This window comes from Photobacterium sp. GSS17, assembly GCF_028621875.1.
Lineage (GTDB): Bacteria > Pseudomonadota > Gammaproteobacteria > Enterobacterales > Vibrionaceae > Photobacterium > Photobacterium ganghwense.
The window spans coordinates 222,916-243,652 of sequence record NZ_CP117518.1; the positions used below are offsets into that span (position 1 = coordinate 222,916).

The window sequence follows — 20,737 nt, forward strand, 5'->3', positions numbered from 1 at the left end:
CATTTGTCGGGTGTTGGCGGGCAGGGTGATGCCCGCGCTCAGAGGTTTGTTTACTTATTTTTGTTATCTACAAGGACTGCCAGCAGGATAACCACCGCTTTAGCAATCATTTGGTAGTAGGACGATACGTCCAGCAGGTTCAGGGCATTGTTCAGGAAGCCGATAATCAGTGCACCAATTAGGGTACCCATGATGCGACCTTTACCCCCGGCCAGGCTGGTACCGCCCAGAACGACAGCGGCAATCGCATCCAGTTCATAGCCCATGCCCGCTGTTGGCTGTGCCGATGACAGGCGTGAGGTGACGATGATGCCTGCCAGCGCGGCCAACAGACCACAGATGGCATACACCCCGATTTTCACGCGGTCAACGTTGATACCAGATAGACGGGTCGCCGATTCGTTACCGCCCAGCGCGTAAATATAGCGACCGAAGCGAGTATGATTCAGTAGATACCAGGCCGCGGCAAACACGATAGCCATCAGCCAGATAGGAACCGGAATACCCAGAGCATAACCAGTACCGAACCAGGCAAAGCTGTCTGCCACATCAGTAAAGCCGGTTGAGATAGGTCGACCATCGGTGTAGACCATAGTGACACCGCGTAGCAGGGTCATGGTAACCAGCGTGGCAATGAAAGCCTGAACTTTACCTTTGGCGATAATCATACCGCTGATGGCACCCAGCGCCGCACCTGCCAGCAGGGCAGTCGGCACGGCCACCAGAACCGGGACTTCCATCGCAATCAGGCTGGCGGCGAATGCACCGCAGAGGGCCAGTACCGAACCGACGCTCAGATCAATCCCGGCGGTCAGAATGACAAGCGTCATCCCCACAGCAATAATGGCGTTGACGGAAGTCTGGCGCAGAATGTTCAGAATATTGTCGACGGTAAAAAAGTTCGGGTTCAGGAATGACACGACAACAATCAGAAAGATCAGAGCGATCAGCGATTTTTGTTCGATTAGCCACTCTTTGCTAAACAGCTTTGCGCTGCCGGAATCTTGTTGTTTGGTCATAGCGTTGCTGCTCATGCTGCTACCTCATTAATGTATTTACCTACCGCGCAGGCCAAGAGTTTTTCCTGATCGGCGTCTTTGGCCTGAAACTCGCCGCTGATTTTCCCTTCATGCATGACCAGAATGCGGTCACTCATACCAAGTACTTCCGGCATTTCGGAAGAGACCAGAATGATGCTCATGCCTTCCTGCTTGAACTGGTTGATCAGCTGGTAGATTTCTTTCTTTGCCCCGACATCCACGCCACGGGTTGGCTCATCCAGAATCAGCACTTTCGGCTTAGTCATCAGGCCTTTGGCAATCGCCACTTTCTGCTGGTTACCACCGGAGAGATTGCCGATGATCTGGTCGCGGCTCGGGGTTTTAATATTAAACAGACGGATAAAGTCTTCGACAGCGGTGACTTCTTCCTGATGATCCAGTTGTACGCCTTTGGACAGTTGTTCAAGCGAACAGATGGACATGTTTTCTTTCACTGACAGCCCCAGAATCAGGCCATCACCTTTACGGTCTTCAGAAATGTAGGCAATCCCATTTGCCAGTCCATCCTGCGGACTGACAGGATTAATTACCTTGCCATCCAGTATCACGTCACCGGATTCACGGTGCAGCGCGCCGTAAATGACTTTCATCAGTTCGGTTCGACCGGCGCCCATCAGGCCTGAAATACCAAGGATTTCGCCGCGATCCAGCTTGAAACTGACGTCGTTGACGCCGCCGCCGGTCAGGTTTTTCACTTCCAGGCAGGTTGTACCGTGTCGGACATCTACGCGTGGGTACTGTTCATCCAGACGACGGCCAACCATCATTTCGATCATGGTGTCTTCATCGATGTCAGCCACCGCACGTTGGCCAATGAACTTACCGTCACGCAGTACGGTGATGTCATCACAGATTTCGAAGATTTCTTTCAGGCGGTGCGAGATATACACGATCCCGGTGCCTTCCGCGCGCAGCTCATTGATCACCTTGAACAGGGATTCCGTTTCTGTATCCGTCAGGGCGTCAGTAGGTTCATCCATGATGATGACCTGAGATTTAAACGAAAGGGCCTTGGCAATTTCGACCATCTGCTGTTCACCCAGGCTCAGTTCGCCCAACAGCTTGCGGGAGCTGTGTCTGACATTCAGGCGCTGGAGCAGCGCATCGGCCTCGCGGTACATTTCTGACCACTTAATGCCGCCAAAAGCATTGGTTTTTTCGCGTCCCAGAAAGATGTTTTCTGCAATTGTCAGCTCCGGAATCAGGTTCAGTTCCTGATGGATTATGCTGATCCCTGCTTCCTGAGAATGGCGAGGGCCCTGAAAGGCAACGGCTTTTCCCTGATAACGGATTTCACCGGCATCGAGCGTGTAAATACCGGTAAGCACTTTCATCAGGGTGGATTTCCCCGCACCGTTTTCGCCCATCAGGGCCATCACTTTGCCTGGGTAGACATTGAGACTGGCTTTATCCAGCGCTTTAACGCCGGGAAACGCTTTCTCAATGTCTTTAAGTTCTAGTATTGGCTGATTCATCGTTGCGCCTGCTTTGTCGACTTGCCTTACACTACCTGAGGGTTAAAACACCACACCGGCCTGGAAAATCACGTTCGCGTAAGGCGTGCACTCACCGGTCCGGATCACCGCTTTGCTGTTTTGGGTGCGCACTTTAAACGCTTCGTGCGAAACATAAGTCAGCTGAATGGTTTTACCCGACTGTTGTTCTTCGGCACGAATGAGCGTTAGCAGTTCATCGTGGTGTTCAGGGCTGACTTGCTTAAATTCTTCAGCCATGACCACCCCTTCAATTTGCATTTCGCCCAGTAACGCTTTTACCGTTTGGATGAAAGTCGGTACGCCTGGAATCAAAGCCAGATCGATGCGTTGCGAAGCGTCTGGAATCGGAAGACCGGCATCACAGACGGTCACTTCATCAATATGGCCGAGGGTTGCCACCAGATAGGACAGTTCAGCGTTGATTAGTGCGCTTTTTTTCATGCTTGAACCTTGAGTACTTATGCTTTATGAGCGTTTTCTTGGGAAACCAGGAAATATACCGCCTGGTTGAAATATGTACATCGAAACGTTTACGCAAACGTTTCGATGGCTGTAAATGTAGAGCGAAACGTTTCGATGCGCACTCGTCAAACCTGTATTTTGTGACTTAGCTCAGATGAAATATGCTTTCAATGAATGAAATGTGACCGGGTCGATACTCTTATCAATAATGCAAGCCTTTTTTATGTAAAGCTGTGCAAAGAGCAGCGATTAGCTTTGAAATCAGGGTGTAAAACAGCGTATTATTCGCCCCCTGTGAACAATAGTTGTTGTAGCGGGAAGCGTTGTGACGGTTTCACTTCTAAATCTTCAGCCTGTTATATTGAGCATCATCCCTGTCTTAGTGATGATGTTAATGTTTGCTTTAAACAGAAAAAAACTCTGGTTAGTAAGGCTGACGCTGGCAGGTATGGTGTTGATGGTCGTTTTTTTAATGCTGTTTCAGTATCTTGACTATAAGCATTTTGAAAACTGCCTGCTGAAGGGGGAGGGTTATAACCCTTTTCACAATATCTGTATTCAGTTTAACTGAGTCCTTCAGCCTGCATCGGTAAAAATCGGGATGACCGTCGTCGCTATGCTGGTAGCCTGTCAGGTTAGGGTTGCAACAATGACCTGAGCCGGAGAGAAGCTTGCATAAGCGGTCATACCGGTTTTGATTGTCGCCGGTGCTTTCGCCTCGTGATCCATCAAGGCATACACTGCATCATTGTCACTGATTTTTATCACTACCTCCGTTGCATTTTCATCGGTGCTTACCGACTCAACGACTCCCTTGAGCTGATTGATAAAGCCCTTTTCCGATGGTAGAGGCTGTGTTGTCACACTCACGGCTGGACCTTTTATCAACGCGACCACATCTTTGCCGATATCCAGTTTGAGCCGTCGTGTGCTGCCACGAGTGATACTGGCCGTCAGTGTTTGTTGGTCGTCGAGAGAAATGGTAACGAGATCATGCAGGGAATGGGGCTGAATATCGGTAATCGTACCAAACAACTGGTTGCGAGCACTGGTTTGCAGCGACATTCTGCTCATGATACCGAGCAGGCTGTGCAGCGGGACATTCTCATCGTTGAGGGCTTGCAACCCCATTGTCTGGATTGTTTCCAGCAGTTCGTACATTTGCACCATGCGCAGCCCGTGTCGGGTCAGCGACGCGCCGCCCCCTCCTTTACCGCCTTTTTCACTGTCAATCAGCGGTGCTTCAGCGCGGCTGTTCATGTCTTTGACGGCATCATGGGCGGCTTTGTAGCTGATTCCGGCCAGCTTTGCTCCCTGACTGATTGAGCCGGTTTGCTGAATGGCTTTCAACAAGGCAATACGCATGGGATTGGCGAAGAGCTTTCCGTTTTGGGAAAGGGTCAGCTGTGCTTCAACATCCATTCTAAGAATCCTATGAAAACAGGCTGTTAAGCCAGTCTTGGACAAGACGGTAAGTGTGGGAGTATAGCAAAGTGATGAAAGCCTCATAAGAGGCTTTCATCGGAGTTTTACTGTTCAGCGCAAGTTGCGAGAAAAGATTATTGGTTGAAATCGATATCCACCCACACTATGCGATGGTCTGAAGAGACCCCTTTACTGTTACCTAGCGCAGCATCATAGACAAGGTGATAGCCGGTTTCACTGCCCGATGGCCAGAACACGCCTGACGCTTTCACCGCGAGGGTGGCTGACGGAATGACGTAATCAAGGCGCAGGCCGCTGGTACTGGTAATGTTTGCCGGATGCGGCGTATCCTGGTTTCGCTGGCAAATGCCTTCGCTGAGACAGTACTCACCGCCGTTGCTGGCCGGAGCCAAACTACCAAGCGTGCTTTCGACATTCATCTGAGTGTGACTGAGCAGGCCGGCAATGGTGGCGCGATCGCCGTCGCCCATCTGATGATCTGCGTTCAGATCACCGGCAATGACAAAATGGCTACCAAGCGGTAAGCCGCCAGTCAGCCCATTGTCATCATAGATATAGGTCTGGTTTTCGATGTAGTCCTGCCAGAATTTCAGTTCAGCCCGGTTTCGCTCGGTGTTGTGTTTTGCCGGGTTATCAAAAATCGGTGGTGCCGGGTGCGAGACCAGAAAGTGAACCACCTGCTCACCGGATTTCGTCGGGATGATCACCGGTACATCCACATGGTTTTTGGAGGAAAGCGGGAACTGCTCCCAGGCTTCATTGCTGTACCAGCTATCGCCGCACGCTTTACCTTCCGGAAGCGCTTTGTCACAGTTGACAATTTTCAGGTTGTTTTCGCCCGGCATATCTTTCCATCTAAAGTCCTGGAAAGTGCGGATATTGGGCTCATCAATCTTGAACCGTGAAAACACGGCAAAGGCATACTGGCCGTGGTAGAAACCAAATCCCCAGGCATCATCACCTTGGTCTGATTTATTTCCGTCCAGGTTTAAATCCTGACCACTTGGCTTGCCGGTGTTGGTGGCAAAATTCTCGCGATAAGCGAACTCAATGGGTGACTGCCCATTCTGGCTGTGCGACAGGTAGTTATTCTGAAAACCATCCAGAGCCTGCATATCTTCGCCACTACCGTCATTATTAAACTCGGCCAATACAAAAGTATCGGGGCGAACGCGCTGAATAGTCTCGGCAACGTTCCGAATCTGAATAATCCTTTTAGCCGTCTCAGTTTCTTCCGTCGTTAATGTGCTGTCGTTAGCCTGATAACGTTGTAACAGTGCACTTTGTTCACCGTGGGTAAATGACATTTCACTGACCAACGTTTCGTAGGTCGCGCGGTCAAATGACAGGTTAAACGTGGCAAATCTGGCCTGGGAGTGAGTGATTTCGGCATTATTACTGTTACAACCTGCCAGTGCTGACAAAGCCAGAGTTGCGGCAATCAGAGAATGTTTAAAATGCATGTTTTGTGTTCATGGACTTAAAAAGAGTGACTTAGGTTATACAAAAGCAATATTACACTTCTGTTGATAAACAATAGTTTGCGATCAATGTCATGAAAATAGCTTAAACAAAGATGAATGTACTGCCGAGGTAGGTTCGAAAAATGTTTACAACACCAGCAATAAACAAAAAGCCGCCAGAAATGACATAACTGTAATGAAACCAGATATAGGTTGTTGGATATTTAATATTCAATAATGCGGTGAGAATTTCATCAGGATAAAAGCACTAAATTAAAACATCGATGAATGAGTGATGAAAACAAAGAATAACGATCATCACATTGTTTGGGATTGGTCCCAAAAATTCCTGTCAATTTTTTCCCTGACTCAAAATTGACAGGAATTTAATAAAAAGGGAACACTTGATCCAGATAATGGCGACAGTGATTGAATAAACATTAAAAGATATGGATGAAATGTGATGCTGGTCTGAGGAGTTTTTTATGACTTCCTTAACTTGGGCGTTAATAATTTTTTCTCTATCGCAAAATAAAAAAGATAAGTGCGAAAAGTCTGTAAATATGTGGATTAATCTTCCCTGTTTACAGTTTTTTACGCCTTGAAATCGCTACTGACCAAGATGTTTTTAAGTAGCGGTGGTTACAACAGGCTAGGTGTATGTGTGAAAAATGTAATGGGCGAATGATTCAGGTTCGTCGTAACTGGTTTCAAAAACTTAAGTATCGCTCTATCTGGAAATGTATCGATTGTGGACAGGAGGTCAAACTATGAGAGATAACCAGCGTGTGAGAAAAATCGTAACTACAGGAAGTATGCGGGCAATTGCCAAAACACGCCAGAAGCATCTTGAGTTGCTGCGAAAGACGCAAATCACCGAAGAAGGAGCCCGTCCTCATTTTTCATAACAGTGATAACTGTTGATGTTCCTCCGTTCACAGGAGATGGTGGCTGTTTTTAACCGGCTTGCTGGAAAATAATATTCTTTTCCGCAAAGAGACCGAGGGTCACATTTTTTGTCATACAACTTTATTACACTCGTGTAGCTTTCTATTGATATTTTACTCTCAATGAAAGCTATCAACGATGAATAAGGCAAAATGCCAAATAATAACAATGACAAATGTGAACGGAGGAATGAATGACGATAGGAAAATACCTACGTTGGAAAGATGAAAAAGGAAATGCCTTTCGTCCGGTTTCCCTGACCGGAACGGCACTACTCAACGATCGTACCCTCAATAAAAGTACAGCCTTCACCTACGAAGAACGAAAAGAATTTGAACTGGATGGGCTGCTGCCGCCTCGAGTCCAGACTTTTGACGATCAGTTAAACCGTGTTTATGACGGTTTCCGTAGCGCTTCAACGGATATTGAGAAGTATCTGTTCCTGCGTGCCCTTCAGGATCGTAACGAAACCCTGTTTTATGCCTTGTTATCGCGCCATATCGAAGAAATGACGCCAATCATTTACACCCCGACAGTGGGCAAGGCGTGCCAGGAATTCAGCCACCGTTACCAGAAAGCACGTGGCCTGTATATTACCGCAGACAACGTAGACAAGATGGATGAGATGGCGCGCCAGTTCGCCGGAAAAGACATCAAAATTATCGTGGTGACTGACAGTCAGGGTATCCTGGGACTGGGTGATCAGGGCGTTGGTGGTATGGGTATTCCAATCGGTAAACTGTCACTGTACACGCTGGGAGCCGGTATTCACCCTGCACGCTGCCTACCTATCGCATTGGATGTCGGTACGGATAATCAGGATCTTCTGGATGATCCTATGTATTTGGGTATCCCTCGACGTCGTATGCGTGGTGAGGAATATAAAACCTTTATCAAGAAATTTGTGACTCAGGTGAAACGTCAGTTCCCGGAAGCGGTGCTGCAATGGGAAGACTTCAGTAAGTCCAATGCTTTTGACAACCTGAGTGACTACGAAGAGTACATCCCGTCTTTCAATGACGACATTCAGGGCACGGGCTCCGTTGTGCTGGCCGGTATTCTGGGTGCAGTGAAGCGCAAAGGCGAGTCGCTGGTCGATCAATCGTATGTGGTCTACGGCGCCGGTGCGGGCGGCGTGGGTGTGGCTGATCAAATCTATGCCGGTCTGCTGAAGGAAGGGTGTTCACATGCCGTAGCTCGTGAGCGCATTTTCATTCTGGATTCGCAAGGGCTGGTTTTTGACGATCGTGATGGTCTGGATGAGTACAAAAAACGCTACGCCAAGCCAAGAGCGATCGCTGAAGGCTGGCAGGTGGCCGAGCAGGGCAAAGTATCACTCAGTGAGCTGATTGATAACTACCCGGTAACTGTACTGCTGGGAACCAGCGGCATTGGCGGTGCCTTCAAAGAATCGCATGTCCAGAAGATGATGGAATACACCAAACATCCGATGATCTTCCCGTTGTCTAACCCGACGGCAAACTGTGAAGCGTTGCCGGAAGATATCTACCGCTGGAGTGACGGTCAGGCAATCGTGGCAACGGGTAGTCCGTTTGACAACGTGACACACAACGGCGAAGAATTCCGCATCGGCCAGGGGAATAACGTTTTCATCTTCCCGGGGGTGGGTCTGGCTGCCATTGTTGCGAAGGTGGAAAAGATCACCATGGACATGTTCACGACCGCGTCGTACGCGCTGGCTGAAATGGTGAGTGAGGAAGACATCGAGCAAGGCTGTGTTTATCCGCGAATCAGTGACTTGAAAGCGGTGTCGCTGCATGTTGCCACGCGAATCCTTGAAAATATTCAGGCCACGGATCCGAACAGCCTGGTTGCAGGTCAGGATATTCGTCAGTCACTGGCAGAGCATATCTGGGAACCGGTTTACCTGCCGTACCGTCGCGTCTGATTTGCTACAGATCTTCACGATCAAATCTGATCTTGTGTTTACAGCCCGGTTTACGCCGGGCTGTTTTTATTTGAGTTCAGACATGGTGGTGACGTTGAGCCCAGAGACCGATCAGCCCAAAGACCGCGGTCACGGTGGCTGCCAACCAGAGGGCAGGTAACCGATGAAGCTGTTTGGCGAGGTATGGGGCAACGCTGACAATCATAAAACCATAACCAAATGCATTCAGTAATATGAATGCTAGCGTGCGGACAATGAAATGGGTACTGGCAAGCTGATTGCGCATAAACCGATTGATGTCTGCGCCGAATATCACCAGCAGGCAGGCAATGATCGCCGTTGCTATCTCTCCCAGCCATGGCCGCAGCCAGAGACCGAAATCGGCTATCCACCCCAGAATAATCTCCACTTTCTTGGCTCCTCCCTAATGTTCGTCAATGGCTTAAAATACAGTTATGGGCTTGCTCTGCGCCTTGCGAATCAGTACTTACCTGAGTTATGTATGGTCGCTATTGTGAAAAGCGTCTTGGATACATGGCGTTGAACCGACAAGCTCAAACTCGTTGTAGTCAATATGCGGCCGGGAGGCGTGAGTGAATAAATCGGATTTACCGGAAAAAATCTGCCCTGTTTGTCAGCGGCCATTTCGTTGGCGCAGCAAGTGGCGTCGCTGCTGGGAAGATGTTAAATACTGTTCGGAGCGGTGTCGTCGTGCCCGTGTGCGTGACAGGCAGAATCCGAAAGACGCTTTTGAGGCATGAAATGTCCAGATGAAGGATGCGAACACGAGGAGTTCGCCTTCAGTGCCTGGATAGGTATACTGAAAGTGTGTCTCAAGACACGATAAGTCTGTATCGAAGATAATCTATTCAAGATGTTAACAATTTCAAACACAGTTCAGCTGGGTGACTGGGAAATCGAGCTGACCCCAATCCGTGCCCAGGGTGCCGGTGGGCAAAACGTCAACAAAGTGTCCAGTGCGATTCATCTGCGCTTTGACATCAACCGGTCATCATTACCAGCTTTTTATAAAGAGCGCTTACTGGCACTCAGTGATAGTCGCATAACCAAAGACGGCATCATCATCATCAAGGCGCAACAGTTCCGGACACAAGAGCTAAATCGGGAGGATGCCCTGGCGCGCTTGGTGGCTTTGATTCAGTCTGCGGCGGTGCAACATAAATCGCGGCGGGAAACCAAGCCCACGCGATCCTCTCAGCAGCGCCGAATGGACAAGAAATCGCAACGGGGACAAACCAAAGTGCTGCGCGGAAAAGTGAAGTTTTGAAGCGCTTAACAAATTCTCTTACGGCTGCTGCTCTTTGTTGATATTTAGCGCTACAGTTTGTTTTTACATCGTTTTTTAATTGTGTTTATCGGGGATAGGGATGTCAGAATTGAAGAACAAACACCTACTACAGCTTTTCTATCGTGAGTCTGATCGGGTACGGTTGCTGGAACTGGACACCTTGCCTGAGCCGACAGGAGAAGAGCGAAAGGTGATGCAGGACTGGCTGGCCACCAAGCGCAGCTTTACGGTTGATGAAATTGCTACTCAGGCCTGGGTGAAAACCTGCTGTGCCGGAAATACCACGGAGATTTACCTGCACCCCGATGGTTCACTGGAAGAGTATGCGCTATTCAAACGTACCCGTGCCACCGGAGAGTGGCAGCTGAAGGATGGTTTGCTCACGTTGGCCGTCCAGAAAGATGGCGACCGGTACGTTTCTACTGTCGTGGCCAATAAGCTCAGCAGCATTCATTCGGCGATTGAAGCGAAAAATGGCCAGGTATATTCCTATCTGAAAGTGGCTCAAACACGTCAGTTGTGATTTTCTATGTGATTTTTCTGGAAAGTTATGCTGCGAGCTGGTATTCATTGGAAGAGTAATATCTACGTCAACAAAGAGTGAGCCCAAGCTGTGACTACAAGGAAGAAAATGAATAAAGTTGCCATTGTTGGTGGTACCCACGGTAACGAATTTAGTGGTATTTATTTACTGAAAAAATGGCGTCAGAACCCGGCGAAGATTCAGCGCGGCAGTTTCGAAATTCAGACGGTTTTTGCCAACCCGCAAGCATTTGAAGCCAATAAACGTTACCTGGACTGCGATATGAATCGCCAGTTTGGCCTCGATGATCTGAACAATCCTGAACTGGCCAATTATGAACAAAGTCGGGCGAAAGCGATCAATGCGCAACTGGGGCCGAAAGGGGATGCGCAAAGTGATTTTATTATTGATTTGCACAATACCACCAGCAATATGGGACCGTCACTGATCCTGCTGAAATCAGACGTTTTCAACCGTCAGATGGCGGCGTATGTCAAATCCAATATGCCTGACGCTGTTATCGTTCTGGAAGATCAGATCGAGATGGTCGAGCATACTTTCCTGTGTTCAATCGCCGAGCAAGGCGTAATCGTGGAAGTCGGGCCTCAGCCGCAGTCTGTTGTGCGTCAGGACGTTCTGGATTGGATGGAAGCGATGACGGGTCATATTCTTGATTTCGTCGACTTGTATAACCGCGATGAGGTGCCTGAACTGCCTAGCAGCTTTGAGGCATACAAGTACCATGAAACACTGAAATTGCCGGAAGATGAAAACGGTGAGCGTATCGGCATGGTACATAAAAATGTTCAGGACGCTGACTTTAAACCGCTGCGTAACGGGGATCCTATCTACACCTTGTTTGACGGTACTGAAGTATGCTGGGACGGGGACTACGAGGCGTATCCGCACTTTATTAATGAAGCGGCGTATTACGATAATAACCTGGCGATGTCGCTGGCAAAGAAGGTACTGGTTGAGGTGTAATTTTTCGTTTTGTATCTGCAACATGGACTTGCAATACGGACTCGCTACATAGCTTTTAAACGCGACATGGTTTTTTAAAACGCTACATAATAGATTTTTAAAACGCTACATAGATGTTTAAAACTAAGAAACGCCATTCGGAGAAATCCGTGTGGCGTTTTTGATAGGCCGCCGAAAAGAAAATAGCGAGATACGCTCTGAGAAATACAGCGAGAACTGCTACGAGCAACAAGACAGACTGCTTTTCACAAAACGCCCTGCGCCCGGCGGAATTACTCCCGATGGGCTAAGCGCAGATTTAAGCGCATTTCTAAGAGGTCAAGTGGCGTAACAGCTCGGTCCCCGCTGCTGCTGGCAGGGGTCATTGGCTGCGTCCTAAAGCCAAAGCGTTGATACAAGTTTCTGGCTGGATTCTCACTGAATACCCGTAATGCCAGCCAATCATGTTGTTTTTCTCGTGCGTGACGATAGGCAAATCGCAGGCATTCCGTCCCTATGCCTTTACCGTGAAATGCCGGTTCGATTTGGAGATCCCGGATGCAGGTTGTGTCTTCCAAATAGGAAAAGCGCAAGACCCCGACGCGGCGCTTATCGTAATAAATTTCATAGTTATCATATGTCAGCCAGCTTTGTGCAAACATCTCCGGTTGCCAGCTTAATTTTCGGCTGGCGTAATAGGGTGCCATGTTGGTTTGGGTCAGCCTGGCGGCATAGTCTGCCGCCGCAAGTTCAGGTTTTGCTGCTGTACATACTACTGGCTCTGGTTCTTTACCTTGCTGATTTAATTGGACACTACGTAACTCAATAAGCATTGCCACTCCTTATGATGACTATTTGAACCACCGCAGCAGGTTCATAAGCCCGGCAGCCATTCCTCCCGCAACATGCGCATGCGCGTAATCGCCGACAGCATGGGTGAAGTGGGAACGAAATTTATCTGTGGCTTCCTCTGGGGTATCAGCATAGATCACATCGTCATCAACAATGAATCCGGCTTGCAACAGCTGGGCTTTTTCTTCTTGGAAGGTACTGCTGGCCATATCCAGAAAAGTAAAGTTACGTCGTTCTGTTTCTGGCAGACAGAAAAACTGATATTTAGCCATGTTTACAACTCCTGTGATAACCAAAATAGTGTCAGAAACGGGGGGCATCACATTCAATATCCGGTTGTGAAAACAGAGCAAACACACTTTGGGTATTTTATAACTACCTGCTTACCTGCTTACCTGCTTACCTGCTTACCTGCTTACCTGCTTACCTGCATATCAGCCGCGTAAGTGAATGACGTTGCAAGTAAAAACTTCACGCTGTTCAGTTTGTCGCCTATAAATGAAAATGACTTGGTTACAGATGTGTAAGCGATTTGGTGTTGTTATGACATGGATTGATTATGCGTGAAACGCAGGGCGTGTAAAGAGGAAAGACCGTGAGCCGTGACGAGGCAAATAAATCACTACTGAGGGGAAGGTAACACGATGACAACATGGAAGATTTTGAGCGTGACGGCGCTGGCGATGATGGCTTTTGCAGCTAATTCTCTGCTCAACCGGGAAGCATTACTGAATACCGCCATCGATCCTGCCAGCTTCACCTTCATCCGTCTGGTCTCGGGAGCTGCTATTTTATGGCTCATTGTCAATGCACGTCATCGCAAAACCGGATTTACCAGCAGTCACGGCACGAACAGGCATCACGGCAAGCAAGGTGGGCCGGCATCGCTTGCGGCTAACTGGACATCGGCTTTAGCCTTGTTTGTCTACGCGGCGGCGTTTTCATTTGCGTACGTCAGCCTGACAGCGGCGACCGGTGCTTTACTCTTGTTTGCTGCAGTGCAGGCGACCATGTTGGGCACCGGATTGTGGCGAGGCGAGCGATTGAATACGGCCCAAAGTGCCGGATTGCTGCTGGCGTTGGCTGGGCTGGTGGTGTTGCTGCTGCCAGGTGTGTCCGCGCCGTCATTCTGGGGAGCCGTACTGATGATTACTGCTGGTATCTCCTGGGGAGTGTATTCGTTGCGTGGTAAGGGCGTGACCCAGCCGATTGAAGCCACCGCAAAGAACTTTTTGTGTGCTGTGCCGTTTACGGTTTTGCTGAGTGTTATGATGTGGAGTCGACAGTCGCTGGATTGGGCTGGGGTGGGGTATGCGCTGGCATCGGGTGCGCTGGCATCTGGCGTGGGTTACGTTCTGTGGTACAGCGTGCTGCCATTTTTACCCGCGACGGCGGCGGCATCGGTACAGCTCAGTGTCCCGGTGATTGCTGCACTCGGCGGTGTTGTCCTGCTTGGTGAGACCCTTACGGTCAGGTTGGCACTGGCATCTGTCGCTATCCTGGGGGGCATTGCGCTGGTGCTCAGGCGCGACAGAAAATCCGGTTAGAAGATTTCTTCTTTAATCGGCAGCACTTCACCCAGCCATTTGGCATGCAGGGTGTGGTCGGCCAGTTCATCCGGCGTCACAGGGTGGATCAGGACTGACAGCCCTTCACGGTGCGCATCCAGCCATTCGATGAAGCCATGACGGTTATCGTTAAAATGCACTTCGAACATAGGTTTGGTATGCGGCCCGACCAGTCGGTTCACCAGTGGGAAAATGGCCGTAATATCTGAACGCGAAGTACGGATTAGTTCGTGAATACGAGATGCAAGTGCTTGTTGTTCAAGTTCAAAATAAATATGAGCGTGGTACATAATGTTCCCTCCTTTCATATCGCACAGTGTAATTCACGGTAAAAAAAACGCGAGCAGTAAAGGTCGATTATGTCGTTCAGATAATTTGAATGATGGGATTATGTCCGCTGGTGGTGATCATCTGTACGATGAACCTGGAAACGGTAGTGCTTGATGAACTGAATGATCCAGCGGGTAATCAGCAGATGTTGCGTCGGAGAGGAAAGCGAACGAAGGGCTGTACGAATGGTCGGCTCAGGTAGCTGCGGTGCTCGAAGCCGGATCAGATCCTCCAGGTAGGCCGGGGTAAATTCCGGGTGTCCTTGTATCCCCAGAAAATGCTTGCCGGTCAGACACATTGCATATGGGCAAAGTGTGCTGCCTGCCAGCACCTGACTGTCAGAGGGTAATTGACTGATTTGGTCTTGATGGCTGCTGAGAAGAGCTATCTTGCGGCGTGGATTCGTCAGCCAGCTGTGTTCAAGCGCGGCAGCCTGATAGAGCTCGGCATGTTGTACACCCAGTCCCCACCCTGTGGAGGCTGGGGTAACATTCCCCCCGAGCGCCCAGGCGATCATCTGATGGCCGAAGCAGATACCGACCAGCGGACAGCGTTGAGAGTATAGCTGTTGTATAAACCCCTGAAAGACCCGAATCCAGCGCTGGTCATCGTAGACACTAAAACGGCTGCCGCTGGTGAGATACCCGTCGCACTCCGCCAGTTGCGATGGATATTGCTCGTCTGTCACACGGTAGAACACGAGGGTAATCGTCGGGTCGACCTGTGCAAATAGCTTGCTGAACATTTCCGGATAATTACCATGCCTAAGCTGTAATTCTGGCCTGACATCGTCACAGAGCAATACCCCAATTCTCATAGGTCGACTCCAAACGGTGATCTACACATGGTTTATACAGAACGCTTTAGGGCGAGTGAGGTTGCTGAATCCCGGATCCGTCAGGGCACAGCCGCGACCGGAATGTTTCACCCCGCTCCAGGCCTGCGCGGGATCCAGAGTATCACAGCGGTTCACGCAGAAGGTGCCTGTGTCAAGGTGTGTGCCGATACCAGTGGCCTTCTGAACGTCGCTGCTGAACACGCTGGCGGTCAGACCATATTCGCTGTCGTTCATCAGTGAAATGGCTTCTTCGTCAGAACCGACTTTCTGAACGGGCAGCACCGGACCAAACGTTTCTTCTGTCATGACCCGCATATGGTGGGTGACATCTGAGAGCAATTGCGGGGCAAGGTATGGTGTCCCTTCCCGGCTCATAGGGAAGTTGGACTCGACAATATGGGCCTTGGCACCCTGATCAATGGCTTCACGGATCTGCTCCCGGACGAAGTCAGCGGCGCTGGTACTTATCATGGGTCCCAGGGTAGTCGCATCATCCAGCGGCGAACCCAGGCGGTAACGGTTGATCAGATTTCTTGCCTTGGCGACAAAAAGATCGTGAACACGGCTATCAACGTACACCCGTTCAATGGCGCAGCATGACTGACCGGAGTTATAAAAGGCACTGTTGACGATAGTGGCGACAGCATGATCCAGATTGGCATCGGCGCGAACGTAAGCCGGATCTTTGCCACCAAGCCCCAGCCCGATGCTGTGAAAGTGCCCCGCAGCGGCCTGTTCGATCATGGCTCCGCCTGCGACTGAACCGGTGAACGAAACATGGTGCAAGCGCTCACTTGCAACCAAACGGTGCGTTGTCGGGTGATCGAGGTGAAGATATTGAAACACACCGGCAGGCAACTTTGCAGTTTTGAATGCCTGCTGCAGGCGTTCAGCACAAAGCGGTGTTTGTGAGGAATGCTTCAGGATAACACTGTTCCCTGCCAGCAGTGCCGGAATGATCGCGTTAATGGCTGTTAGATAGGGGTAGTTCCAGGGGGAAATCACCAACACAGTGCCGATAGGGGCGCGGGTGATGTATCGGCTGACGCCATTTGTCCGGGACTGAGTCATAGGAGCAAGTGCTTGCTCACTCTGTGTGATTATCCGTTGGGTGCGCGATTCAACGGCACGTAATTCATTGCTACTAAACCGGATAGGGCGTCCCATCATCCAGCTGATCTCGCAGGCAATCATTTCTCTGTGCTCAAGCAGCGCCCTGATAGCATCGCGGCAAAACTGCTGGCGCAAGCTGAGCGGCATCTGTTGCCAGTGCTGCTGGGCACGGTTTGCAATGTCCAGTGAACGATCGACATCCCGCAAGCTGTGAAGAGAGACAGACGCGATAACACTGCCGTCCACCGGCGAACAAGTGTGGCGGAGGGCCGGGGTATCCTGGTGAGAAACAGCCGCGGTATTAATCATAACGAACACCTGTCAGAGAAAGAAACGTCATAGGTGGTGCCGGCCGGAGCAATGGAACGCTCTGGCGCGCTGTTCCCCTAAATAATTTCAAAATAACGACTTAGTTCCCAGTCGGTTACGTGTTTACGAAACTCTCGGTCTTCCCATTCCCGTGAGGCAGAAAAATGCTCAACAAACGCCTCTCCGAACAGAGATTTGGCGATATCAGAGGCTTTGAACGCCTGTGTGGCATCCCACAGGGTACGAGGCAGTGACAGCGCATCATCATGCGGTTGCTGGTAGGCATTCCCGGTTACCGGATCGCTGGGCTCCCAGCCCTGCTCGATGCCGATCAAGCCCGAGCCTAATGCTGCAGCCAGTGCTAAATATGGGTTCGCATCGGCTGCCCCGATGCGGTACTCAACCCGCTGGCTTTTCGCGGAACCGGGAATGACCCGTAATGCGGTGGTGCGGTTTTCTACTCCCCAGGTGGCGTCTGTGGGGGCCCAGTAACCTGGAATCATTCGGGTGTAACTGTTGACCGAAGGCGCAACCATGCACAACAGCACGGGCATCAGGCGCTGCTGACCTGCCAGGAAATGGCGTTGGAGAGGGCTCATGGCATGGGGCTGGCTGGCATCATAGAAAGCGCTGCTGCCATCTGCGGCATGGTTGAGGGACAAATGAATATGCCCGCTCTGGCCCGGATAGTCATTGCTCCACTTGGCCATAAATGTCGCCATCAGCTCATTTTTCTGTGCCAGTACCTTCATGTAAGTCTTAAATAATGCGGCTTTATCTGCGGCATCTGCGGCCTGATCAACGGCGATGGCGGCTTCAATGACACCTGGCCCGGTTTCGGAATGAATGCCTTCAATGGGGAAGTCCATGGTTTCCGCCATACTCAGAATGGCCTTATATAAACCGGAATAGGTGGAATTTCGGATCATGGAGTAACCGAACCAGTCTGGCGTGATGGTTTCCAGGTTACGGAATCCTTTTTCACGGGCGGAATGGGGCGTTTCCCGAAACAGGAAGAACTCATATTCAAAAGCCGCCTGGGCGTTAAATCCCATTGCTGTCGCTTTGTCGATAACACGACGGAGGGTCGCGCGAGGGCAGACCGTTTCGGCTTCACCGGCAAATTCCGCAATGAACAATAACATGCCGTCTTCATCCAAAACGTCCCGGCAGCTGGAAGGAATAATCCGAACCGGCGCATCAGGATAACCAGTATGCCAGCCGGTGTAACGGGTGTTGTCATAGAGTTGATCTTTCACATCCCACCCCAGAACCACATCACAGAATGCGAAACCGTGTTCCAGGGAAGCAAAGAACTTCGCTTTTGACATGTATTTACCGCGCATAACGCCATCGTTATCAAATAAACCGACTTTGATATGGGTTAGTTTGCGCTCTTCAATGATGCGTTTCGCATCATCAATACTGCGTACCTCTCTCGGAACCATAACGGCAGGTATCCTCAACAACGAGTGTTCAGCTCACATCAAGATGTCGATACGGAATCAACAAAATCACGATTCTGTGATCAACTAGGATTTTTTTGTTATTGATAATAAACGTAGGAAGGAGAGGTGAATTCGTCAACTGTGCGTTAGCGGCAAAAAGCAATGTCCATACAATTGCTCATCGTTGTTTGGGAATAAGCTCGTCAGGAGAGTGAGCGATGCATGAGACACCCTGTTGAAACAATTGATATAAAAAAGTAAAAATAACAGCGGTTGTACCATATGCATTTGGTTTCTAATTTCTGTGCGTTAAATAAAATTAATGCCAGGGTCGCCTTTAAAAACTGCTTTAAGAGGATGGGGGAGAAAATATGCGAAACGTGTTTATGCACATGTTGGTGCTGGGGATTAGTGTGGCTGCGGCGTTCAGTGCCCCTGCGATAGCGAAGGTAAACGAAGTATCGATGAAGCCACAACCGGCAATTACGCTGGAAGGTGAACTGACCCAGCATCGCGCCTGTTTCTATGACGGCAAGAAATATTCTCTTGGATCCGTAATCAGTGTGGGGGCTGTGCTGCTGGAGTGTGTGCCAGAAAAGTCATTTGAAACGAACGGTAAACTGCGCTGGCAAACGTTGGAAACAAAGGCGAAATAGCCGCTGCGCAGGCTTCCCGGCCTTAAGATAACTCATTGCATTAGCGTGCTGGTTTCTCGGGTCTTCACTCTTTGACTGGCGCTTTGGCTTTGTTGGTATGGCGTTGTAGGTATAGCTTCGTTGGTATGGTTTTACTGGGATGGCGAGTCACGACGTCAAATGTGATCCTGGTAAACAAAAATGCAGCCACGAGGGCTGCATCAGTACAACGATTAAGAGTGATTTCAGTACCCGGCGGATATGTATGATTCCGATGTCATGCTTTACATTGTTGCTGTGAAAGTGAGTCACACTCAGCCACAAGTTAAAGCCAAAAATCAGTGCACATCCCGGTGCTCAATCACTCCGATGGCGGGATAGTCATGCTTGTACTGGTCAATACTGATTAACATACCAACCAGCGAAGACTTAGATAACGACTAACGCACCATACGGCCGGAGTTCGGAGCCAGTCTGCCGGTACCACCTTGGTGATGCGGAGTGGTTGCGCCCATTTCCTGCATGAGAAACTCTTTCATTGCAGCCGCTTCACGTTCATTGACTGGTTTCCAGTTTGAGATCACTCTTGCTTTATTGCTATTCATAGAACATTTCCTTTTCCTGTCATGATGAGAATTGTCATCATGTGCCCTGTGATTCATACTGAGCTTCATTCTCATACAATTTGTAGGGGAATGCCAGCAATAAATTGGTACAGGGTATAACTGAAATAGCGATTTTATCTATAAAGCAATGGATTACATTGCAGATCTGACCAGAGTAGATGCATAAAACTGCATCAGTCCTGTTCAGTAACTCCATCCCTAACCTTAGTCTGTTTTGATGCGATAAAAAAGCCAATTCTGGCGAAGAATTGGCTTTTCAGGAAAATTCGCAACTTTGATGAGAATGCACTGAATTGGGAGGTGTCTCAGTTGCGTGCCAGAGAGCGAGTCTTCAGTTCGAAAATCAGTTTTTCAGCACTGCATTCAAACTGGAAGCGAGCGGTTAACTCGGTACTGTCTTCGCTGAGCTCAATGACTTCATGTTTGACGTTAGTATTGACTGTTTTGGCCAGTGATACGTAGTTAGCCAGTTCGGCCTCAAGGGCTGGCTTATCGCCTCCGAAGATGTGTACTTCTGCAACTTCATCACCTTCTTTGATGATGAACCCCATTTCTGCAGACACACCGCAGGCTTCACAGGTCTGGTATTCTTGGCTTTCGTTGGTCATGGCGTTAACTCTATCTCCACTATTGTTATAGGGTCATTCTAAAGCGTTGTGACAGAGATCGCTATATACGATCACGGTTTTCGTATGACAAAAATCAAAGAGAAGATAGATACCCGGCAACCAACATTGAGAATACACGTTGGAGTAAGATTACAAATTGGAGTAAGAATAAAAATTGAAGAAAAGGTCAAAGGGCAGGGGCAAAGCACTGGAAATGTGCTTTAGTGTCACTTGGAATACGAAAAGCAGGGGAAGAGGCTCTCTTCCCCCGACAGCGGTAAGCTGGAGTTCAGCGATTGTCTGACAGATACTTGTCGTAGCTGTAATCCACATTTACGACAGCACGGTATTTGACCTGACCGGAAGCTGTCGAAAATTCATCAATCTTAATACGGGAATCATCCACCTTGATCGTGTTGGTTTTCATGCCGTATTCGTAAATCCCTAATGTTCTTTTTAACCTTGAAGGAGATTCCGATTTGAGGTTGGTGGCAAAATCCTGCCCCTTACGCATAGCGCCTTCACGAGAATCACTGACGCCGGCAACAATGTTGCGACTTTCGTGATTCATATCCCGGGTAAAGGCATTTGCTCCTGTACTGATACCAAGCATAACCAAAGTGATAAGCAGCTTGTTCATGATTGAACCCTCTTGATTGCAGGTCATGCAGGCGTCGCTGTCTGCCTGACTGCCAGTGCTACTGACAGTTGACCCTCATAGGCTGTCGCCACTTTCAATTTTAGCTGTTTTTCCTTAAAAATTATGCAATTAGGTCTATACCAGATGCTAACGCCATGAAAGATGACACAAACTTAGATGACGTTTTTCT

At 49.4% G+C, this 20,737-nt stretch carries 23 protein-coding genes; 8 read left to right on the forward strand and 15 right to left on the reverse strand.

Annotation, left to right across the window (positions count from 1 at the left end):
- Nucleotides 1-50 precede the first annotated feature (50 nt).
- The 5 genes from rbsC to PGW97_RS17435 all read right to left on the reverse strand — a co-directional run bounded on the left by rbsC (nucleotide 51) and on the right by PGW97_RS17435 (nucleotide 5,928).
- Complete coding sequence (rbsC, locus tag PGW97_RS17415) at nucleotides 51-1,034, reverse strand: ribose ABC transporter permease (RefSeq protein WP_047884768.1); 984 nt, start codon at nucleotides 1,032-1,034, stop codon at nucleotides 51-53.
- On the reverse strand, nucleotides 1,031-2,536 hold the full coding sequence (gene rbsA / locus PGW97_RS17420) for a ribose ABC transporter ATP-binding protein RbsA (RefSeq protein WP_047884767.1): 1,506 nt from the start codon (nucleotides 2,534-2,536) through the stop codon (nucleotides 1,031-1,033). The genes rbsC and rbsA overlap by 4 nt, the downstream gene beginning before the upstream one ends.
- Before the next feature lie 42 nt (nucleotides 2,537-2,578).
- Nucleotides 2,579-2,998, reverse strand: coding sequence for a D-ribose pyranase (gene rbsD, locus PGW97_RS17425; protein ID WP_273860260.1), 420 nt, complete (start codon nucleotides 2,996-2,998; stop codon nucleotides 2,579-2,581).
- A 651-nt stretch (nucleotides 2,999-3,649) separates the two neighbouring features.
- A complete protein-coding gene (locus PGW97_RS17430; RefSeq protein WP_273860261.1) occupies nucleotides 3,650-4,441 on the reverse strand; it encodes a TOBE domain-containing protein in 792 nt (263 codons plus the stop codon).
- Nucleotides 4,442-4,578: 137 nt separating this feature from the next.
- On the reverse strand, nucleotides 4,579-5,928 hold the full coding sequence (locus PGW97_RS17435; protein ID WP_273860262.1) for an endonuclease/exonuclease/phosphatase family protein: 1,350 nt from the start codon (nucleotides 5,926-5,928) through the stop codon (nucleotides 4,579-4,581).
- A 1,141-nt stretch (nucleotides 5,929-7,069) separates the two neighbouring features.
- Here PGW97_RS17435 and PGW97_RS17440 point away from each other — a divergent pair.
- Nucleotides 7,070-8,785 carry an NAD-dependent malic enzyme gene (locus PGW97_RS17440; RefSeq protein WP_047884763.1) on the forward strand — a complete coding sequence of 572 codons (1,716 nt, stop codon included), beginning with the start codon at nucleotides 7,070-7,072 and terminating at the stop codon, nucleotides 8,783-8,785.
- Nucleotides 8,786-8,861: 76 nt separating this feature from the next.
- On the opposite strand, the gene PGW97_RS17445 is transcribed toward PGW97_RS17440, so the two are convergent.
- Nucleotides 8,862-9,194, reverse strand: coding sequence for a DUF3392 domain-containing protein (locus PGW97_RS17445; RefSeq protein ID WP_273860263.1), 333 nt, complete (start codon nucleotides 9,192-9,194; stop codon nucleotides 8,862-8,864).
- A 184-nt stretch (nucleotides 9,195-9,378) separates the two neighbouring features.
- Between PGW97_RS17445 and PGW97_RS17450 the strand changes: the two genes are divergently transcribed.
- The 4 genes from PGW97_RS17450 to PGW97_RS17465 all read left to right on the forward strand — a co-directional run bounded on the left by PGW97_RS17450 (nucleotide 9,379) and on the right by PGW97_RS17465 (nucleotide 11,601).
- Nucleotides 9,379-9,546, forward strand: coding sequence for a DUF2256 domain-containing protein (locus PGW97_RS17450; RefSeq protein WP_084712525.1), 168 nt, complete (start codon nucleotides 9,379-9,381; stop codon nucleotides 9,544-9,546).
- A gap of 113 nt (nucleotides 9,547-9,659) precedes the next feature.
- A complete protein-coding gene (arfB, locus tag PGW97_RS17455) occupies nucleotides 9,660-10,073 on the forward strand; it encodes an alternative ribosome rescue aminoacyl-tRNA hydrolase ArfB (RefSeq protein ID WP_047884761.1) in 414 nt (137 codons plus the stop codon).
- Nucleotides 10,074-10,173: 100 nt separating this feature from the next.
- Nucleotides 10,174-10,617 carry a hypothetical protein gene (locus PGW97_RS17460; RefSeq protein ID WP_047884760.1) on the forward strand — a complete coding sequence of 148 codons (444 nt, stop codon included), beginning with the start codon at nucleotides 10,174-10,176 and terminating at the stop codon, nucleotides 10,615-10,617.
- A 108-nt stretch (nucleotides 10,618-10,725) separates the two neighbouring features.
- Entirely contained in the window at nucleotides 10,726-11,601 is an 876-nt protein-coding gene (locus PGW97_RS17465; protein ID WP_273860264.1) for an aspartoacylase, read from the forward strand.
- Between the two features lie 272 nt (nucleotides 11,602-11,873).
- Here PGW97_RS17465 and PGW97_RS17470 read toward each other — a convergent pair whose 3' ends face one another.
- Both PGW97_RS17470 and PGW97_RS17475 read right to left on the reverse strand, forming a co-directional pair.
- Nucleotides 11,874-12,413 carry a GNAT family N-acetyltransferase gene (locus PGW97_RS17470; RefSeq protein WP_273860265.1) on the reverse strand — a complete coding sequence of 180 codons (540 nt, stop codon included), beginning with the start codon at nucleotides 12,411-12,413 and terminating at the stop codon, nucleotides 11,874-11,876.
- Nucleotides 12,414-12,431: 18 nt separating this feature from the next.
- Nucleotides 12,432-12,704: a hypothetical protein gene (locus tag PGW97_RS17475; RefSeq protein WP_273860266.1), complete on the reverse strand. Its 273-nt coding sequence runs from the start codon at nucleotides 12,702-12,704 to the stop codon at nucleotides 12,432-12,434.
- Between the two features lie 372 nt (nucleotides 12,705-13,076).
- On the opposite strand from PGW97_RS17475, the gene PGW97_RS17480 reads away from it, so the two are divergent.
- A complete protein-coding gene (locus tag PGW97_RS17480) occupies nucleotides 13,077-13,979 on the forward strand; it encodes a DMT family transporter (protein ID WP_273860267.1) in 903 nt (300 codons plus the stop codon).
- Here PGW97_RS17480 and PGW97_RS17485 read toward each other — a convergent pair.
- The 4 genes from PGW97_RS17485 to PGW97_RS17500 form a co-directional block, all read right to left on the reverse strand.
- Nucleotides 13,976-14,290 (reverse strand): DOPA 4,5-dioxygenase family protein, encoded by a 315-nt coding sequence (locus PGW97_RS17485; protein WP_047884756.1) that lies wholly within the window; start codon nucleotides 14,288-14,290, stop codon nucleotides 13,976-13,978. The genes PGW97_RS17480 and PGW97_RS17485 overlap by 4 nt on opposite strands.
- A gap of 98 nt (nucleotides 14,291-14,388) precedes the next feature.
- A complete protein-coding gene (locus PGW97_RS17490; RefSeq protein WP_273860268.1) occupies nucleotides 14,389-15,147 on the reverse strand; it encodes a glutamine amidotransferase-related protein in 759 nt (252 codons plus the stop codon).
- A gap of 21 nt (nucleotides 15,148-15,168) precedes the next feature.
- Nucleotides 15,169-16,590: an aldehyde dehydrogenase family protein gene (locus tag PGW97_RS17495; RefSeq protein ID WP_273860269.1), complete on the reverse strand. Its 1,422-nt coding sequence runs from the start codon at nucleotides 16,588-16,590 to the stop codon at nucleotides 15,169-15,171.
- A 77-nt stretch (nucleotides 16,591-16,667) separates the two neighbouring features.
- Nucleotides 16,668-18,038: a glutamine synthetase family protein gene (locus PGW97_RS17500; protein ID WP_047884753.1), complete on the reverse strand. Its 1,371-nt coding sequence runs from the start codon at nucleotides 18,036-18,038 to the stop codon at nucleotides 16,668-16,670.
- 371 nt (nucleotides 18,039-18,409) lie between these two features.
- Between PGW97_RS17500 and PGW97_RS17505 the strand changes: the two genes are divergently transcribed.
- On the forward strand, nucleotides 18,410-18,694 hold the full coding sequence (locus PGW97_RS17505; RefSeq protein WP_273860270.1) for a DUF1496 domain-containing protein: 285 nt from the start codon (nucleotides 18,410-18,412) through the stop codon (nucleotides 18,692-18,694).
- Between the two features lie 419 nt (nucleotides 18,695-19,113).
- Here the strand turns inward: PGW97_RS17505 and PGW97_RS17510 are convergent, their stop codons facing one another.
- Both PGW97_RS17510 and PGW97_RS17515 read right to left on the reverse strand, forming a co-directional pair.
- Nucleotides 19,114-19,278 carry a hypothetical protein gene (locus PGW97_RS17510; RefSeq protein WP_169776020.1) on the reverse strand — a complete coding sequence of 55 codons (165 nt, stop codon included), beginning with the start codon at nucleotides 19,276-19,278 and terminating at the stop codon, nucleotides 19,114-19,116.
- 326 nt (nucleotides 19,279-19,604) lie between these two features.
- Nucleotides 19,605-19,907 carry a YfcZ/YiiS family protein gene (locus PGW97_RS17515; RefSeq protein ID WP_273860271.1) on the reverse strand — a complete coding sequence of 101 codons (303 nt, stop codon included), beginning with the start codon at nucleotides 19,905-19,907 and terminating at the stop codon, nucleotides 19,605-19,607.
- An 84-nt stretch (nucleotides 19,908-19,991) separates the two neighbouring features.
- Here PGW97_RS17515 and PGW97_RS17520 point away from each other — a divergent pair, with 84 nt between their 5' ends.
- Complete coding sequence (locus PGW97_RS17520; RefSeq protein WP_273860272.1) at nucleotides 19,992-20,132, forward strand: hypothetical protein; 141 nt, start codon at nucleotides 19,992-19,994, stop codon at nucleotides 20,130-20,132.
- Nucleotides 20,133-20,196: 64 nt separating this feature from the next.
- Here PGW97_RS17520 and PGW97_RS17525 read toward each other — a convergent pair whose 3' ends face one another.
- Nucleotides 20,197-20,547 (reverse strand): DUF3316 domain-containing protein, encoded by a 351-nt coding sequence (locus PGW97_RS17525; protein WP_217393915.1) that lies wholly within the window; start codon nucleotides 20,545-20,547, stop codon nucleotides 20,197-20,199.
- Nucleotides 20,548-20,737: the final 190 nt, after the last annotated feature.

Bases quoted from the DNA above. Each gene is read 5' to 3' on its own strand.
- rbsC (WP_047884768.1), bottom strand. From the start codon at position 1,034: ATGAGCAGCAACGCTATGACCAAACAACAAGATTCCGGCAGCGCAAAG.
- rbsA (WP_047884767.1), bottom strand. From the start codon at position 2,536: ATGAATCAGCCAATACTAGAACTTAAAGACATTGAGAAAGCGTTTCCC.
- rbsD (WP_273860260.1), bottom strand. From the start codon at position 2,998: ATGAAAAAAAGCGCACTAATCAACGCTGAACTGTCCTATCTGGTGGCA.
- PGW97_RS17430 (WP_273860261.1), bottom strand. From the start codon at position 4,441: ATGGATGTTGAAGCACAGCTGACCCTTTCCCAAAACGGAAAGCTCTTC.
- PGW97_RS17435 (WP_273860262.1), bottom strand. From the start codon at position 5,928: ATGCATTTTAAACATTCTCTGATTGCCGCAACTCTGGCTTTGTCAGCA.
- PGW97_RS17440 (WP_047884763.1), top strand. From the start codon at position 7,070: ATGACGATAGGAAAATACCTACGTTGGAAAGATGAAAAAGGAAATGCC.
- arfB (WP_047884761.1), top strand. From the start codon at position 9,660: ATGTTAACAATTTCAAACACAGTTCAGCTGGGTGACTGGGAAATCGAG.
- PGW97_RS17460 (WP_047884760.1), top strand. From the start codon at position 10,174: ATGTCAGAATTGAAGAACAAACACCTACTACAGCTTTTCTATCGTGAG.
- PGW97_RS17465 (WP_273860264.1), top strand. From the start codon at position 10,726: ATGAATAAAGTTGCCATTGTTGGTGGTACCCACGGTAACGAATTTAGT.
- PGW97_RS17470 (WP_273860265.1), bottom strand. From the start codon at position 12,413: ATGCTTATTGAGTTACGTAGTGTCCAATTAAATCAGCAAGGTAAAGAA.
- PGW97_RS17475 (WP_273860266.1), bottom strand. From the start codon at position 12,704: ATGGCTAAATATCAGTTTTTCTGTCTGCCAGAAACAGAACGACGTAAC.
- PGW97_RS17480 (WP_273860267.1), top strand. From the start codon at position 13,077: ATGACAACATGGAAGATTTTGAGCGTGACGGCGCTGGCGATGATGGCT.
- PGW97_RS17485 (WP_047884756.1), bottom strand. From the start codon at position 14,290: ATGTACCACGCTCATATTTATTTTGAACTTGAACAACAAGCACTTGCA.
- PGW97_RS17490 (WP_273860268.1), bottom strand. From the start codon at position 15,147: ATGAGAATTGGGGTATTGCTCTGTGACGATGTCAGGCCAGAATTACAG.
- PGW97_RS17495 (WP_273860269.1), bottom strand. From the start codon at position 16,590: ATGATTAATACCGCGGCTGTTTCTCACCAGGATACCCCGGCCCTCCGC.
- PGW97_RS17500 (WP_047884753.1), bottom strand. From the start codon at position 18,038: ATGGTTCCGAGAGAGGTACGCAGTATTGATGATGCGAAACGCATCATT.
- PGW97_RS17505 (WP_273860270.1), top strand. From the start codon at position 18,410: ATGCGAAACGTGTTTATGCACATGTTGGTGCTGGGGATTAGTGTGGCT.
- PGW97_RS17510 (WP_169776020.1), bottom strand. From the start codon at position 19,278: ATGAATAGCAATAAAGCAAGAGTGATCTCAAACTGGAAACCAGTCAAT.
- PGW97_RS17515 (WP_273860271.1), bottom strand. From the start codon at position 19,907: ATGACCAACGAAAGCCAAGAATACCAGACCTGTGAAGCCTGCGGTGTG.
- PGW97_RS17520 (WP_273860272.1), top strand. From the start codon at position 19,992: ATGACAAAAATCAAAGAGAAGATAGATACCCGGCAACCAACATTGAGA.
- PGW97_RS17525 (WP_217393915.1), bottom strand. From the start codon at position 20,547: ATGAACAAGCTGCTTATCACTTTGGTTATGCTTGGTATCAGTACAGGA.